Origin of the sequence: Paenibacillus sp. J31TS4, from assembly GCF_018403265.1 — a bacterium.
Taxonomy (GTDB): Bacteria; Bacillota; Bacilli; order Paenibacillales; family NBRC-103111; genus J31TS4.
In genome coordinates, this window is sequence record NZ_BOSI01000001.1 from 805,927 (window position 1) to 820,987 (window position 15,061).

Annotated in this window: 16 protein-coding genes; all 16 read right to left on the minus strand. The window is 59.1% G+C overall.

Translation table 11 applies throughout. From position 1 onward, the window contains the following. Positions 1-221 precede the first annotated feature (221 nt). The gene (locus tag KJS47_RS03590; protein WP_213522848.1) at positions 222-872 is read right to left on the minus strand and encodes an anti-sigma factor family protein; all 651 of its coding nucleotides are present in this window, start codon (positions 870-872) and stop codon (positions 222-224) included. A 6-nt stretch (positions 873-878) separates the two neighbouring features. Then, positions 879-1,460, minus strand: coding sequence for an RNA polymerase sigma factor (locus KJS47_RS03595; protein ID WP_213522850.1), 582 nt, complete (start codon positions 1,458-1,460; stop codon positions 879-881). Between the two features lie 465 nt (positions 1,461-1,925). Further along, the gene (locus KJS47_RS03600; protein WP_213522852.1) at positions 1,926-3,035 is read right to left on the minus strand and encodes a prephenate dehydrogenase; all 1,110 of its coding nucleotides are present in this window, start codon (positions 3,033-3,035) and stop codon (positions 1,926-1,928) included. 1 nt (position 3,036) lies between these two features. After that, on the minus strand, positions 3,037-4,146 hold the full coding sequence (gene hisC / locus KJS47_RS03605; RefSeq protein WP_213522854.1) for a histidinol-phosphate transaminase: 1,110 nt from the start codon (positions 4,144-4,146) through the stop codon (positions 3,037-3,039). A 27-nt stretch (positions 4,147-4,173) separates the two neighbouring features. Then, positions 4,174-4,980 carry a tryptophan synthase subunit alpha gene (gene trpA, locus KJS47_RS03610; protein WP_213522856.1) on the minus strand — a complete coding sequence of 269 codons (807 nt, stop codon included), beginning with the start codon at positions 4,978-4,980 and terminating at the stop codon, positions 4,174-4,176. Then, the gene (trpB, locus tag KJS47_RS03615; protein ID WP_213522858.1) at positions 4,977-6,173 is read right to left on the minus strand and encodes a tryptophan synthase subunit beta; all 1,197 of its coding nucleotides are present in this window, start codon (positions 6,171-6,173) and stop codon (positions 4,977-4,979) included. The genes trpA and trpB overlap by 4 nt, the downstream gene beginning before the upstream one ends. Further along, complete coding sequence (locus tag KJS47_RS03620; RefSeq protein ID WP_213522859.1) at positions 6,170-6,859, minus strand: phosphoribosylanthranilate isomerase; 690 nt, start codon at positions 6,857-6,859, stop codon at positions 6,170-6,172. Before KJS47_RS03620 ends, trpB begins: the two co-directional genes overlap by 4 nt. Beyond that, on the minus strand, positions 6,856-7,668 hold the full coding sequence (trpC, locus tag KJS47_RS03625; protein ID WP_213522860.1) for an indole-3-glycerol phosphate synthase TrpC: 813 nt from the start codon (positions 7,666-7,668) through the stop codon (positions 6,856-6,858). Before trpC ends, KJS47_RS03620 begins: the two co-directional genes overlap by 4 nt. Beyond that, positions 7,658-8,698: an anthranilate phosphoribosyltransferase gene (trpD, locus tag KJS47_RS03630; protein ID WP_213522861.1), complete on the minus strand. Its 1,041-nt coding sequence runs from the start codon at positions 8,696-8,698 to the stop codon at positions 7,658-7,660. The genes trpC and trpD overlap by 11 nt, the downstream gene beginning before the upstream one ends. A gap of 23 nt (positions 8,699-8,721) precedes the next feature. Then, positions 8,722-10,275 (minus strand): anthranilate synthase component I, encoded by a 1,554-nt coding sequence (gene trpE / locus KJS47_RS03635; protein ID WP_213522862.1) that lies wholly within the window; start codon positions 10,273-10,275, stop codon positions 8,722-8,724. Between the two features lie 353 nt (positions 10,276-10,628). Beyond that, the gene (gene aroH / locus KJS47_RS03640; protein WP_213522863.1) at positions 10,629-11,009 is read right to left on the minus strand and encodes a chorismate mutase; all 381 of its coding nucleotides are present in this window, start codon (positions 11,007-11,009) and stop codon (positions 10,629-10,631) included. Beyond that, the gene (gene aroB / locus KJS47_RS03645) at positions 11,006-12,109 is read right to left on the minus strand and encodes a 3-dehydroquinate synthase (protein ID WP_213522864.1); all 1,104 of its coding nucleotides are present in this window, start codon (positions 12,107-12,109) and stop codon (positions 11,006-11,008) included. Before aroB ends, aroH begins: the two co-directional genes overlap by 4 nt. Next, positions 12,109-13,272: a chorismate synthase gene (gene aroC / locus KJS47_RS03650; protein WP_213522866.1), complete on the minus strand. Its 1,164-nt coding sequence runs from the start codon at positions 13,270-13,272 to the stop codon at positions 12,109-12,111. The genes aroB and aroC overlap by 1 nt, the downstream gene beginning before the upstream one ends. A 236-nt stretch (positions 13,273-13,508) precedes the next feature. Beyond that, entirely contained in the window at positions 13,509-13,658 is a 150-nt protein-coding gene (locus tag KJS47_RS03655; RefSeq protein WP_213522868.1) for a hypothetical protein, read from the minus strand. Between the two features lie 92 nt (positions 13,659-13,750). After that, the gene (locus KJS47_RS03660; protein ID WP_213522870.1) at positions 13,751-14,527 is read right to left on the minus strand and encodes a CheR family methyltransferase; all 777 of its coding nucleotides are present in this window, start codon (positions 14,525-14,527) and stop codon (positions 13,751-13,753) included. A gap of 27 nt (positions 14,528-14,554) precedes the next feature. Next, entirely contained in the window at positions 14,555-14,998 is a 444-nt protein-coding gene (ndk, locus tag KJS47_RS03665; RefSeq protein ID WP_213522872.1) for a nucleoside-diphosphate kinase, read from the minus strand. Positions 14,999-15,061 lie beyond the last annotated feature (63 nt).

Here is a 15,061-nt window from a genome sequence, read left to right on the forward strand (position 1 = left end):
GCGCCTAGGCGCTTCTTATGCGGTGTTGTGTTTTCGGATCTTAGCGCTGGTACATGCTCATAAGAAGCGCCCTGGCGCTTCTTATGCGGTGTTGTGTTTTCGGATCTTAGCGCTGGTACATGCTCATAAGAAGCGCCCTGGCGCTTCTTATGCGGTGGAGTGTTCTTATCCATTAGAGATCTTTCGTGGACATAAGAAGCGCCCTGGCGCCCCAATCCTCCTCATGATCGGATACGGGAGAGCCAGTTCATGATGAGCAGCGTGCCGATCAAGCCGAGAAGAGAGACGACGATCCAATAATTCGGGTTTGTCTGGATCGGACCCAGCTTGAGAGGCTCGATCAGAGAGGTCGCGGCGAATGAGCTCCCGGCCATCTGCTTCGCCACCATCGGTTCGTAGCTCGTCGGCCCCGATGCACTAGCGGTAGGGTGCAGCCCGAATTTGTCGCCGTCCTGCGCGAGCAGCTCATTCTTGCTACCCGGCCCCCCGATGGCATAGACGAAGCTGAATAGAAACAGCGCCAGGCAGAACGCAACCATGATCAGCATATTTCTTCTCAACTTGTAGGGAAGCGAGTAGATTCGTTCGGCCACCGGAATCCGCCAGGATTCCTGCTCGTAGATCTGGCCCATGACCCGGCTCGCGACCGATGGCGCTGGCTGCTCCTGCAGCCGATCCGGAAGCGGAACCGCCTCTTCGGGAATCATCTGCCCTTCACTTTCTAGAAATAGCAGGCTCTCCTGCCAGATGGTCCACTCTTCCCGGCAGCTATCGCAATGCTCAATGTGCCGGTCGACTGCCTGTCTTCGCTGCTCCTCTTCCGGAAGGTCAAAATACTCCGCGATCCATTCCTGGATCTGGGTACACTCCATTGTTCGTCACCCTTCGCAGTCTCCGAATATCGGTTCCATGATGTAAGGTTCCAGCTGGAGTCTGACGCTTGCCCGAGCGCGGAACAGCAGGGATTTGACGGCACTGACTGTTTGCCCCAGCATGGAGGCAATCTCCTGATAATCCAACTGATCGTATTCCCGGAGAATCAGCGCAGTTCTCTGCTTGTCGGGCAGGTTGTTGATCGCTTCCCGGACGAGCGAGACCTTCTCGTTGCGGAGAATGGTTTGCTCCGGCAGTGCTTCGGGTGCCGTTTGAGGGGTATGGCCGCTCTCCTCGAGAGACACCTTGGCGTGCTTGTTGCGCCTGAGCTCGCTCAGTACCGTATTGCGGGCGATCGTATATAACCATGTCGAGAAGGCGGCTTCCACTTCCCGGAAGGTCTGCAGGCTGCGAAACGCCTTATAGAACGTCTCCTGGCAGAGATCGTCCACCATGCCCTCCATATGGGAACTCTTCAGCATGTGATAAATGAAAGCGTAAATTTTACGCTCGTAACGACTCATGAGTTCAGCATACAGCTCCACATTGCCGTCCTTAATCTCACGAATTAACTGCGAATCCGTCATTACAAGCGGTCCTCCTCGGCAGTCGCGGCGTCACCTAGCTGCCTTGTACTTGTTTGTACTGCGCCGGCGGCAAAAAGTTGCGTTGCTCCTTGAAGCATACGTCGGAAAAAAGAAAAGATGACGAAAGAGCGCCAGTCGATCCGTGCGCTCCTCATCCCCAATATCTTCAAATAAGGTCAATTTGGGTCGATAATTGGTGCCGTCTTCCAGTAGCTCTTAATTACTTCTTTGATAATACTCAAAATCCTTCCTCTTTCGCTAAATTTTTCGCAGAAATCTGTGAAATTTATGTAAACATGGTTCTTTTCGACCAGACAAAGACAAAAAAAAAGACCTGCCGGATGCCGGCAGGCTGCACAGAGTGCAAATATTCGGATAGGAGTGGAGAGAAACCATACTGTACTTTTATTATATGTATCCGTTTTCATTCTGTCAATACCATTTATGAAAACGTTTTTATGGCATTTACGCATGGACGGCGTACTCCTCCGCCAGCAGTTCCTTGGCCCGTTCATAATGACTGGCCTCCCGAAAGGACAAGCGGAGAACACCTGGGACATCCGCGCGGCTCTCCATGATCTCAATGTTGCTCAAGTTCACCCCGTGGCTTCCAAGTAAGCCGGTTATGCTGCCGATGACGCCCGGATGGTCCGGCACGTCGACGTACACGTCATGCATGATGGCCTGGAAGCCTTTGCGCCGCTCCGGCAGCTTGGCCCGGAACGTGCGGGCGGACTCGAACTTCCGCTCGATCCCTTCGCCGTCCGCCGTTTCCAGAAGACGAGCCATATCAGTAAGCTCGCGGTTCCAGTCGGCGATCAGCTTTAGGACTACGTCGCGGTTATTCACTAAAATGTCGCGCCAGACGACAGGGTCACTGTAGGCGATCCGGGTAAAATCGCGAAACCCACCCGCCGCCAAGCGTTGATAGAAGGAATCCTCTTCGTTGTAGCCGGCGATCTGGTTCACTAAGGCAACCGCAATGACATGCGGGAGATGGCTGATCGCACCAATAATGGAATCGTGCTGCTCCGCATCCATCCGGACGACCTGCGCCTTGGTCTCCTGCAGCAAACCGACCAGCCTGCTGTACGAATGCTCGGGCGTTCCCGGCAGCGGAGTCAGGATGTAGAAAGCATTCTCGTACAGAATGGCCGAGGCCGCCTCAACACCGGAGCGCTCGGAACCAGTCATCGGGTGCCCTCCGATGAAGCAGGCACTGCCAAGCGGCAAGCGGGCGGCGGTTGCCACGATAGACGCTTTGGTGCTGCCAACGTCGGAGATGATGCAGCCGGGCTTGAGTGGAAGAGCGGACAGCCGCGTAAGATAGTCCCCCAGTACCCCGACCGGCACGCACAGGAAGATGAAGTCCGCTCCCTCCGCCGCCGCTTCAAAGTCCGTCGTCGCCTCGTCCACGACGCGGCGCTCCAAATATTTAATTACTTCGGCTGGATCCGAGGAGTGGCCCACCACGGTCAACCCCGGCTTGCCCTTGAAGCAAAGCGCGAGAGACCCTCCCATCAGACCTACGCCGTATATCGCAATTCTTGCCGATGTTCCAAACGATCCTTCCATGCTACGCCTGGACCGCCGCTTCCGGAACTTCCGCAAGAACCTCTTCGAGGTATTGGATGAACTTCTCGTTCTGTTCCCGGCTGCCGACGGTGACACGGATCCGGGTCGGCAGGCCCCATCCCTTGTCGCTGCGCACGATCATGCCGCGGCGAAGCAGGCCGTTGAACACCTCGTCTGCGGGGCGTTTCACGTCGATCATCACGAAGTTGCCGTGTGCCGGATAGTAGCTCAGTCCGAGACGGTCGCACTGTTCATTTAGATAACGGATGCCTTCGGCATTGGCTTGTCTGCATTTCTCGACGAATTCCTTGTCCAGCAGTGCTGCTTTGGCCGCCGCTTGAGCCATGCGTCCCGTGTTGAACGGCTCCCGCACCTGATTGATGGAACGAATAACCTCGGGCATCGCAATCCCGTATCCGATCCGTAGCGAAGCCAGACCGTGAATCTTGGAGAAGGTGCGCAGAAGAATCAGGTTCGGATACGCGTTCAGCAGCTTGACGCCGTCCGGGTATTCGTCCGTCATGTTGAATTCAGCGTACGCTTCGTCCAGCACGACAAGCACGCGCGAAGGCACCTTGGCCAAGAACGCCTCGACTTCTGCTTGTGTCAGCATGGTGCCAGTCGGGTTGTTTGGATTGCAAATCCAGACGATCTTCGTTTTCTCGTTTACGCGGGCCAGCATGCCATTCAGATCGTGCTTGCCGTCCTGAAGCGGTACCTCGATGCAGACTGCGCCTTCGACCTCGGCATTGTGCTTGTACTGAGGGAAGGTCGTCTCAGCCATCACCGTTTCGTCGCCGCGCTCGAAATAAGCACGGGCAATGAGGAGAATCAGCTCGTCGGAGCCCGCGCCGAATATCAGCTGGTCCTTGCGTACGCCGTAGTGCTCGGCGACGACCTCGGAGAGGGAGACGGCGGCTCCGTCCGGGTACAGGCTCAGATTGCCCATCTCGGACAGAATCGCTTCCTTGGCATTCGGCGAGCAGCCGAACGGGTTCTCATTGGACGCCAGCTTGATGACTTCGGTCAGGCCGAGCTCCCGCTTTACGTCCTCGATCGGTTTACCCGGCTGGTAAACCGGCAGGTGGACAATATTTTGTTTGGGCTGCACGGTTAACACCTCGATTATCGAAAATAGTTACGCCTTTAATTGTCGCACAAAATCGCGAATTTGCAAGAGACCTTCTTCTCGCGTCGCGGCTTGCGACAGAAGCGGCATCGCTTCTTCGATCTGTCTGACGATCGCGCTGCCCACCACGACTCCATCGCTGATGGACGCCATCTGCAGCGCCTGCTCACGGTTCGAGATGCCGAAGCCGATCGCTACGGGCAGGTCAGTCGCCTGCTTCACCGAATCGACGAACGCTTGCAGCCCGTCATAAAATTCCGAGCGCGTCCCGGTGACCCCAAGCGAGGACACGCAGTATAAGAAGCCGGCAGCCTGCGAGGTGATCTGCTGGATTCGCTCTCGGGACGTCGGGGCGACGAGCGGAATCAGGTGAATTTGATACGCCTGCGCCCGTTCGCGGACCGGTCCGCTTTCCTCAATGGGCAGATCCGGAATGATCAGGCCGCTGATGTCGTGTTCGGCGATCGTCTCGAAGAAGTGGTCGAGCCCCAGCTGCAGCACCGGATTGTAATAGGTGAACAGAATGAAAGGCAGCTGGCTGCCTCTCTTCCGGCAGGCGCTCGCCGTCCGGATGCAGTCCAGGATGGTCACCTGATGGGTGAGCGCGCGCTGGGAAGACCGCTGGATGACCGGGCCGTCTGCCAGAGGATCCGAATAAGGCACCCCCAGCTCGATCACGTCGGCGCCGGCTTCCTCAAGACGAAGTATGATGTCGACTGTCGTGTCCAAGTCGGGATCTCCGACGGTTAAGAATGGAATAAGTGCCTTTTCGCCTCTTTCTTTCAGCTCGGCGAAGCGTTGGTCAATGCGGTTCATAGTCCGTCTCCTCCCAGATACGACATGATGGACTCGACGTCCTTGTCGCCGCGTCCCGACAGGCTGACGACGATGATGCTGTCCTTGGGCATCGTCGGCGCAACCTTGATCGTCTGTGCAATCGCATGGGCACTCTCGAGCGCAGGGATGATGCCTTCCTTGCGGCTGAGCAGCTGAAGCGCCTCAAGCGCTTCGGCGTCCGTGACCGGGACGTACTCGGCTCTGCCCGAATCGCTAAGGTAAGCGTGCTCCGGCCCGATTCCCGGGTAGTCCAGTCCCGCAGAGATCGAATGCGCCGGCTGGACCTGCCCGTATTGATCCTGGAGCAGGTAGCTTAGCGACCCTTGGAACACCCCTTCGGTTCCCTTGGTGATCGTCGCCGCGTGCTCGTCAGTATCGACGCCCCTGCCGGCCGCTTCCACACCCATCAGCCGGACGCTTTCGTCACCGACAAACGGATAGAACAGACCCATGGCGTTGCTTCCTCCGCCAACGCAGGCGATTGCCAGATCCGGCAGCCTGCCCTCTTCCTCCAAAATCTGTTTGCGCGCTTCGTCGCCAATAACACGCTGGAAGTCACGGACGATCATTGGGTACGGATGCGGACCTACAACGCTGCCGAGAATGTAAAAGGTGTCTTCCACATTGGCCACCCAATAGCGCAGCGTCTCGTTGCCGGCGTCCTTCAGCGTGCGGGTTCCGGACGTGACGGGTACCACCTCAGCTCCAAGCAGCTTCATGCGGAATACGTTCAATTGCTGCCGTTTCGTGTCTTCCTCGCCCATGAACACCTTGCACTCGAGTCCGAGCAGCGCGGCGATCGTCGCCGTAGCGACGCCGTGCTGGCCGGCTCCGGTTTCGGCAATCACTTTTTTCTTGCCCATCCGCTTGGCCAGAACGGCCTGTCCAATCGTGTTATTGATCTTGTGGGCGCCCGTATGGTTCAAATCTTCGCGCTTAAGATAGATTTTGGCCCCTCCGAGATGCTCGGTGAGACGCTCCGCATAATAAAGCGGTGTCGGCCGTCCCGAGTATTGCTTCAGCAAGTAATTGACTTCTTCTTGAAAAGAAGGATCCTTCGCATTCTTGTGGTACGCTTCCTCCAGCTCCAGCAGAGCATTCATCAGCGTTTCCGGCACATAACGGCCGCCGAACCGGCCGAATCTTCCATATTGATCAGGCACTTGTGTCACGCCTGCTTCACCCTCTCTACGAATCGTTTTATTTTGTCGGCGTCCTTGCGTCCGTCCGTCTCAAGCCCGCTCGAGACGTCAACTCCGTCGGGCGTGTAGCTGTCCAGCAGCCGGCCGACATTGTCCGGCGACAGCCCGCCCGCCACGAGCAGGCGGATCCCCGCCTGGCGCGCCGCCTCCTGGGCCTCCGGGATGCGTTCCCAGGCGAACCGCTTGCCGCTACCGCCCCCGTATACCGGATCGTGTGTATCGAGCAGCACCGCATGTACCGAGCCGGCGTAACGGGCGATCCGCTCCGCGAGCGTATCCGCCTCGCTGCCCCCTTCTCCTGCAGCAGCCAGCGGCAGCGCCTTGATCACCTCAACGCCGAGCGTATCCGCCGCCCAGCGGCAAAGCTCCGGCGGCTCCTCGCCGTGCAGCTGCACGACGTCCAACGGCGCCGCAGCCAGCGTCTCCGCGAGCTCCTCACGGCTCGGATTAACAAAAACGCCGACCGACCGGGCAGCTCCCAGCGGGAAGCCTCTAGCTTCCGAACGCAGGAAGCCGGCCAGTTCGCCGGCTTGGCTGGGCGTCACTCTCCGCTTGCTTGGCGCGAGTAAGAGGCCGATATAGTCAACCTCCAGCTCCTTCATCTGCTCAAGCGTACCGCGCTCCGTTATTCCGCATACCTTGACCGCTATCTTCATGGACGAGCCGCCCCAGTCCGCTCCGAAGCGCCGAGCAGGTCGTGCACCGCCCGGCCTACATCGGGCTGGCGCATGAACGACTCTCCAATCAACACGGCGTCGGCTCCCGCCTTGACCAGCCGCTCAATGTCGGCCGGATAGCGGATGCCGCTCTCGCTGACCACTGTCTTCCCGTCCGGAATGAGCCCGATCAGCGCCTCGGTGGCCGCCAGATCCGTGACGAACGTGTGCAGATTGCGGTTGTTGATGCCGATCAGATCCGCATCCAGCTTCAGCACGCGCTCGAGCTCCTCACGGTCATGCACCTCGACGAGCGCATCCATGCCGAGATCGCGTGAGAGCGTGAGAAACTCCTTGATCTGTGCGTCGTCCAGGATGGCCGCTATCAGCAGCACCGCATCGGCACCCAGTAGACGGGCCTCGTAGATCTGCAGCGGATCGATCGTAAAGTCCTTGCGCAGAATCGGCACGTCCACGGCTTGCCGGATGGCGGTTAAATATTCGCTCGCTCCCTGGAAATATTCGCGGTCCGTCAGAACGGACAGGCAATCCGTACCGGCCTCCACATACGCCTGAGCGAGCAGCACCGGGTCAAAATCCGCCCGGATCAGCCCCTTGGACGGCGACGCCTTCTTGACCTCGGCGATGAGGCCAAGCGAGCGCTTGCGTCCTTCGTCCAACGCACGGGCGAAGCCGCGGCAGGCTCTTCCTTCCGCCGCAATACGCCTCTCGGCGTCCGCCGCGGTCAGCGTCTCCCGCAGCCGCTCTACTTCCAGCTTCTTGGTTGCTACGATTCGATCAAGATACATGGCTCAGCTCTCCCGTACATTGAATTAAGTCTTCCAGCTTCCGAAGAGCGGTACCGGAATCGATGACCTTCGCCGCCAATTGTACCCCATCCGTCAAGGTGGAACAATGCCCTGTCACATAGAAGCAGGCGCCTGCGTTCGCAAGCACGATGTCGCGGTAGGCTCCGCGGGACCCATGGAGAATGGACCGGAGAATATCGGCATTCTCTCTGGCGTCTCCGCCCGCCACATCCGCGAGCGAGTATGTGCCGAGACCGAGGTCGCCCGGCGAAATCTGGTACGTGGCCACTTGCCCGCCCTTCAACTCCGTCACCTGGGTCGAAGCGGAGATGCTGATCTCGTCGAGGCCGTCCTCGCTCGAGACGACCATCGCACGCTTCAGGCCGAGCTCTCCGAGCACCTGCGCGATCAGCTCCGTCTTGGCCCGGTCAAACACGCCCAGCAGCTGGCGGTCGGCTCCGGCCGGATTGGTCAGCGGGCCGAGCAGATTGAACACCGTGCGTACGCCCAGCTCGCGGCGGGGTCCGGCCGCGTGCTTCATCGACTGATGGTACGTCTGGGCGAACATGAAGCAGATGCCGATCTCGTCGAGGCAGCGGGCCGCCTGCTCGCTGTCGAGCGAGATGTTGACGCCAAGCGCCTCCAGAACATCGGCGCTGCCGCTCTTGCTCGACATCGCCCGGTTGCCGTGCTTGGCGACCCGGATGCCGCCGGCTGCGGCCACGATTGCCGATGCGGTCGAGATGTTGAACGTATTCGCGCCGTCGCCGCCCGTTCCGCACGTATCGAGGAGGTCGAACTGCTCCGTGGCGACCCGGCGGGATTTGTCCCGCATCGCTTGAGCGAATCCCGTAATTTCGTCCAGTGTCTCTCCCCGCATGCGCAGCGCCGTAAGCAGGCTGCCGATTTGGGCAGGAGTTGCTTGCCCGTCCATGATGGCGGACATGACGTTTCTTGCCTCCGTCCGTCCGAGTGTGCCGCCGCTAATCGTAACGGCTATCGCCTGCTGAACCGTGAATTGACCGTCCATTCCGTTCTCCCCCTTATCCCTGTTTAGCGCGTTTGCCCGCTCATGTAATAATCCCGATTGACCTCGACTTCCCTCTTCTTTCCGGGGAACAGCAGCTCCGCCGTCCGGATCGCCTTGAGCATCGCCTTGGCTTTGTTCTGGGTCTCTTCGTATTCCTTCTCCGGAACCGAGTCCCAAACGATGCCTGCACCGGCTTGCACATAGGCCTTACCGTGTTTGAAGACGATCGTCCGGATGGTAATGCACGTATCCATATTGCCCGTAAAGCCGAGGTACCCGATGGCGCCCGCGTAGCTGCCTCTCGCTTCGTTTTCGAGCTCCGCGATAATCTCCATCGCCCGAATCTTGGGCGCTCCGGAGACGGTGCCCGCCGGCAGACAGGACAGGAAGGCGTCGAAGAAATCCTTGTCTTTGCGAAGCTTGCCGGAGAGGTTCGAGACGATGTGCATGACGTGGGAATACCGCTCGATCTCCATGAACGTATCCACCTTGACCGATCCGAACTCGGAAACGCGGCCGATGTCGTTGCGGCCCAGGTCCACCAGCATGAGATGCTCCGCCCGCTCCTTCTCGTCGGCCAGCAGCTCCCGCTCGAGCGCCACATCCTCCTCGGGTGTCGCGCCCCTCGGCCGCGTGCCGGCGATCGCTCTGGTCTCGACTTTGTCTTCTTCAACACGGACCAGAAGCTCGGGAGACGTGCCGACGATGATCTCGTCGTCCAGCTTTAGATAATACATGTAGGGAGAAGGGTTCATCGTTCTGAGTACCCGGTACACCTGCAGCGGCTCAATCTCCGTCTCCGTCTCGAACCGCTGGGACAGCACCACCTGGAAAATATCCCCCGCCTGGATATAAGCCTTGGCTGCCTCCACGTTGGCGAGGAACGCTTCCTTGGTCACGTTCGAGCGAACATTTCCGAGCTCGACGTTGTCCGGAGCGAAGCCGCTTGGAGCGGGAAGCGGAGCGGACGGCTTCCGAAGCCGCTCGACGGTCTGGTCGATCCGCCGGCACGTCTCTTCGTAGGCCAGCCGGATGTCCGTATCGGTCGCCCCTTCCGGGATGTGGACGTTCGCGATAATCGTGATCTGCTGCTTGAAGTGGTCAAAGGCGATCACTTGATCGCAGAACAGGAAGTTGAGATCGTCCATCTGCAGATCGTCGTTCCGGTGTGCCGGAAGGTCCTCGTAGTAACGAAGCAGATCGTAGCCGAAAAAACCGACTGCGCCTCCCGTGAATCTCGGCAGGTCCGGAAGCGACGGGCTCCGGTAGGTCCGCATGTACGCTTTGAGCACCTCGAGCGGCTTTTCGTCCCGCCGCTGGGTTCCCGACCGGGTGGTCACCTGGATGCTTCCATTCTTTGCGCGCATGGTGAGGAACGGATCCGTTCCGATGAACGAATAACGCGCCCATTTGGCGCCGCCCTCTACGCTTTCCAGCAGGAAGGCATGAGGCTGCTCCGCCACGTGCTGGAAGAGCCGGATCGGCGTCTCGGTGTCGGCCATCAGCTTCCGGGTCACCGGAATCAGGTTGTACGCGGACGAAAGCCGCGTCACTTCGTTCAAATTGGGCGTATACATCGTCATCTCTCCTCCGTTCCTCTCTCCCTCTGGCCTGTCAGGTCGCCCTGCGGCGGGGAAAGGGCCAAGCACTTCGCTTGCAGGAAATCAAAAAAGGTCTCTGCCGGAAGGCAGAGACCTTGAAATGAGCAAATGATAGGCTACAATGGGAGATAGTTCGAAATAAGCCAATACAAGTTCGACAGATTTCCCTGCATACCCAGCCCCCTCAACGGCGCCGGCGCATGCTTCTGTCTTCCTCGATCGTCTCTCCCCTAGGCTCAGCTCAACTTCACTCATCTCAACTCTAACTCACTCGGCTAATCTAAGTTAAACTATACCAGTCGCAGAAGCAGCCGTCAACCCGCAAGTTGCTAGGAGGAGGTTCCCGCCTTGGCAATATCGGGCCGCAGGCTGACTGCGTTGTTCAGGTAGACGTGGCGAATTTCGTCCTGCTTCTTGTCGGTGTTCACGTGTGCCATAACCCGGATGCACTTGGGGAGGCTCGGTTCCACCGGAATTTCAAGCGAGCACATGACCGGCACCAGCTCCCAGCCCGGCATCTGGCGAATGGCCTTGGCCGGGAAAGCGGCGGTCAAATCATGCGTAGAGGTGACCCACACGCTCGCTATCTCCTCCGTCCGAATTCCGTTTCTAGCCACGATCTCCTGCAGGAGCTCGGCGGCCGCTTGAAGAATCTCCGTCTCTTCATTCCTCTCGACTGTCGTCGCTCCCCGGATTCCTCGTACCATCATGTCGGCTGCTCCTCCCGTTTCAGTTCCTCGACGATCTCTCGAACCCATTCGACCGGTATCTCCTTGTTGATCTCCACCGCTCCGATTGCGGTCGGCACGATGAACACGGCCCGGCCTTCCTTGAATTTCTTGTCATGCATAAGCGCGCTCATGATCGCATCCGTCCCGAGATGGGACGGGATGCGCACGGGAAGGCCGAACCGACGCAGCACGCGCTCGGTCGTCTCCTCAATCTCCCGCGGCCGGCCTAGGCGCACGGCCAGACGCGCCGATCCGATCATGCCGATCGAGATCGCTTCTCCGTGAACCAGCTCGTTATAACCCGAAACGGCCTCCAGCGCATGCCCGATCGTGTGCCCCAGGTTCAGAGTGGCACGCCGACCGTTTTCCTGCTCGTCTTCGGACACGACCTCAGCCTTGACGCTGCAGCCCTTATAGAGGGCGTAGGCCAGCGCTTCCGGATCCAGGCCCAGCAGCGCGTCGGCGTTAGCCTCCAGCCAGTCGACGAACAAACGATCGTTGATTAGCCCTTCCTTGATGACCTCGCTCAGTCCGGCCTTCACTTCCCGTTCAGGAAGGGTTTGCAGTGTCGCCGTATCATAGAGCACCATAACCGGCTGATGGAACGCGCCTATGATGTTCTTAGCAAGGCGGTGGTTGACCGCCACCTTGCCCCCTACGCTGCTGTCGTGAGCCAGAATCGTAGTAGGGATCTGGACGAACCGGACGCCGCGCATATAGCTCGCGGCTACGAAGCCGGCCAGGTCTCCCACAACGCCGCCGCCCAGAGCGACGACCGTCGAGCTGCGGTCCAGCCCCGCCTCCAGCGCGACTCCCACCAATTCGTCGAGCATGGCCAGAGACTTGGACGTCTCTCCCGACGGCACGACCCGGCTGACGACCCGATAGCCGCCTGCCTCCAAAATGCCAGTAAGCTTCCCCAGATAATGCGGGGCTACCTGGTCGTCCGTCACAATCAGGAGTGGCGACGCCTTGCGTATATCGTGCTTCTCAAACAACTCGCCGGCCCGTTCCAGCAAGCCTTCTCCAATATAAATAGGATAAGAGCGTTGTCCCAGATCAACCGTCAATTCCTTCATTAGTATTGCTCCACTTGCTTCAGATAGTTGGTGTAGTTCGTACGGATCTCCTCCATGGAATCGCCGCCGAACTTCTCCATGAATGCCTGCGCGACCTCCCAGGCCACCACATGCTCCATAATGACGCCCGCCGCGGGAACCGCACACGTGTCGGAGCGCTCGATTTGGGCCGTGAACGCCTCTTTGGTGTCAATATCAACGCTCGGCAGTGCCTTGTACAGCGTCGAGATCGGTTTCATGACGCCGCGCACCACGATCGGCTCCCCGGTTGTCATGCCGCCCTCGAAGCCGCCCGCCCGGTTGGTCGCGCGGTAGAATCCGCGGTCCTGCTCGTAGCGGATTTCATCGTGGACCTTGGAGCCCCGCCGTTCGGCCGCTTCGAACCCGATCCCGAACTCGACACCCTTGAACGCCTGGATGGAGACGACCGCCTGCGCGATCCTCCCGTCCAGCTTGCGGTCCCATTGGACGTGGCTGCCAAGACCCACGGGAACGCCTTCGATGACGACCTCCACGACGCCGCCGAGCGTATCGCCGTCCGCCTTCGCCGCGTCAATCGCCGCAATCATCTTGGCTTCGGCTTCCTTGTCCACGACGCGGACCGGCGATTCCTCCGTGATGCGCACCAGCTCGTCGATCGGCAGATCGCTGCGTTCTGCCGTTACGTCTCCGATCCGAAGCACCTGAACCGCCGTCTTGATGCCGAATTCAGCGAGCAGCTGCTTGGCGAGAGCGCCGATCGCCACGCGCATCGTCGTCTCCCGGGCGCTAGACCGCTCCAGAATATTGCGCATGTCGCGCTGATTATATTTGATGCCGCCGTTCAGATCGGCGTGACCCGGACGCGGCCGGTTAATTCTTCGGCGGCCTTCGCTGTCCTCCGGCACGGGCTCCGCTCCCATAATCTTCGTCCAGTGCTTCCAATCGTTATTCTCTACGACGAGCGTAATCGGCGCACCGGTCGTCCGTCCATGACGAACGCCTCCGCGGAACTGGATCGTATCTTTCTCGATCTGCATGCGCAAGCCGCGGCCATAGCCTTTTTGTCTCCGGCCGAGCTGCTCGTTCAGCTGCTCCTCGGACAAGTCCAGGTTGCTTGGCATTCCTTCCACGATGGCCGTCAGCTGCGGGCCATGAGTCTCACCGGACGTTAAGTATCTCACTATCGTTTCCCCCTCATCATATCCGATGCACGGACTCTCCAGGTTTTGCGCTTTAGCGCTTTTATGTGCTAATTATAGTATAGGCCCCCCGGTTTGACAAGGAATGGCCGTTTCTTTTTCCTGCCGGCGACACTTCCCGGGTCCCCCATCCCGCTGGGCAAAAAAAAGCACGCCGCAGTCCTACGACCGGGCGTGCCTTGAGAGGAGCAGGCGCTCCGTTGTGAGCCGTGCCTAGCTTATTTTGAACCGGCGCGGATTCGTTCGCCGGGCTTCGGCGCGCTGACCATGCCCATCACCCGCATGGAGTCGATGCCTAGAATCTGCGCGCATTCGTGGATGCTGAGCAACCCCCGCTGGTAGGCGGCGATCACCTTCCGCTTGTCCATCCCATCCACCTCCGTCACTCTAGCAGCTGCCGGCGTGCTTGTCCGGCTTTGCATCTAGCTTGGACAAGTTTGACAGCCGTTATGCAGGTCGGCTAAAGCTTACGGTAGAAAAAGGTGTCGGCCGGCTCGAACCCGTAGCGTCCCGGCGAGAAGATCTGCTCGGTGCTGCCGACGAACAGGATGCCGCCGGGCTTGAGCGCCTGAGCGAACTTCGTGTACAGCACCTGTTTGGCTTCGTCGGTGAAGTAGATCATGACGTTGCGGCAGACAATCCAGTCGAACTGCGAATCGAACGGATCGTTCAGCAGATTCTGGCGGCGGAACATCACCGCCTGCTTCAAGCGGTCCGCAACCCGGTAGGTCCCGGTTTCCTTGATGAAATACGTATCTCGGTACGAGGACGGTACCTCACGGAGCGAACGCTCCTGATAGACGCCCTGCTTCGCCCTGGCGAGCACACCCTCATCAAGGTCCGTCGCCAGCAGCTTGGCATCGCCCAGCGCTCCCAGCCGGTCCAGAATCATGGCCATCGTATACGGCTCTTCTCCGGTCGAGCAGGCGGCGCTCCAGCATTTTAGGCTGCGGTTGTTCTTCAGCATCTGGGGCAGATACGTCTTCTCCGCCACCTCCCACCGATTCGCATTGCGCCAGAATTCGGAGACGTTAATGGTCATCCGGTCCAGAAACTCGGCAAGAAGTGAAGGATCCTTCGCCATCTCCCTATAGAAGGCATCGAACGTCGGAAAGCCTTTCTTGCTGCGGAACGTGGTCAACCGGCGTTTCATCTGCGTCTCCTTGTACAGGTTCAGGTCGATTGCCGTCAGCCGTTTCACGCTCTCTACGAACGATTCAAAATCCTTGTCCTCCACGGGCGGTTCCTACTCTCCCCAAAAAACTTAGATCCACTTGCTGATGACGCGGTCGTAGCTGACCAGCTCGTCGGCCTTGAAGAAGTTGTTGATCTCGCGCTCGGCGCTCTCCGGAGAATCGGAGCCGTGGATCAGGTTCATTCCGGTATGCAGCGCGAAGTCGCCGCGGATCGTACCCGGCTGCGCGTCGGCCGTATTCGTTTTGCCCACCATCAGACGGGACAGAGCGATTACGTTGTCCGCTTCCCAGACCATGGCGAACACGGGACCGGAGGTGATGAAATCAACGAGCTCACCGAAGAACGGCTTTTCCTTGTGCTCGTCATAGTGGAATTCCGCCTGCTCGCGGGAGATGGTCATCAGCTTGCTGCCTACGAGCTGAAAGCCCTTTTGCTCAAAACGCTTGACGATCTCGCCGATCAGACCGCGCTGGACGCCGTCCGGTTTTACCATCAGAAATGTTCTTTCCATGTTCAAATCTCTCCTTGATTGTAGGTAGTGGTTGGTGATTCTCGGGTTGCTGCTTATCTATGA

Coding starts and splice junctions, on each gene's coding strand:
- ndk (WP_213522872.1), bottom strand. CDS start 14,998: ATGGAAAGAACATTTCTGATGGTAAAACCGGACGGCGTCCAGCGCGGT.
- trpD (WP_213522861.1), bottom strand. CDS start 8,698: ATGGACGGTCAATTCACGGTTCAGCAGGCGATAGCCGTTACGATTAGC.
- KJS47_RS03595 (WP_213522850.1), bottom strand. CDS start 1,460: ATGACGGATTCGCAGTTAATTCGTGAGATTAAGGACGGCAATGTGGAG.
- aroH (WP_213522863.1), bottom strand. CDS start 11,009: ATGATGGTACGAGGAATCCGGGGAGCGACGACAGTCGAGAGGAATGAA.
- KJS47_RS03590 (WP_213522848.1), bottom strand. CDS start 872: ATGGAGTGTACCCAGATCCAGGAATGGATCGCGGAGTATTTTGACCTT.
- aroB (WP_213522864.1), bottom strand. CDS start 12,109: ATGAAGGAATTGACGGTTGATCTGGGACAACGCTCTTATCCTATTTAT.
- KJS47_RS03620 (WP_213522859.1), bottom strand. CDS start 6,859: ATGAAGATAGCGGTCAAGGTATGCGGAATAACGGAGCGCGGTACGCTT.
- KJS47_RS03600 (WP_213522852.1), bottom strand. CDS start 3,035: ATGGAAGGATCGTTTGGAACATCGGCAAGAATTGCGATATACGGCGTA.
- KJS47_RS03655 (WP_213522868.1), bottom strand. CDS start 13,658: ATGGACAAGCGGAAGGTGATCGCCGCCTACCAGCGGGGGTTGCTCAGC.
- trpE (WP_213522862.1), bottom strand. CDS start 10,275: ATGTATACGCCCAATTTGAACGAAGTGACGCGGCTTTCGTCCGCGTAC.
- trpA (WP_213522856.1), bottom strand. CDS start 4,980: ATGAACCGCATTGACCAACGCTTCGCCGAGCTGAAAGAAAGAGGCGAA.
- trpC (WP_213522860.1), bottom strand. CDS start 7,668: ATGTATCTTGATCGAATCGTAGCAACCAAGAAGCTGGAAGTAGAGCGG.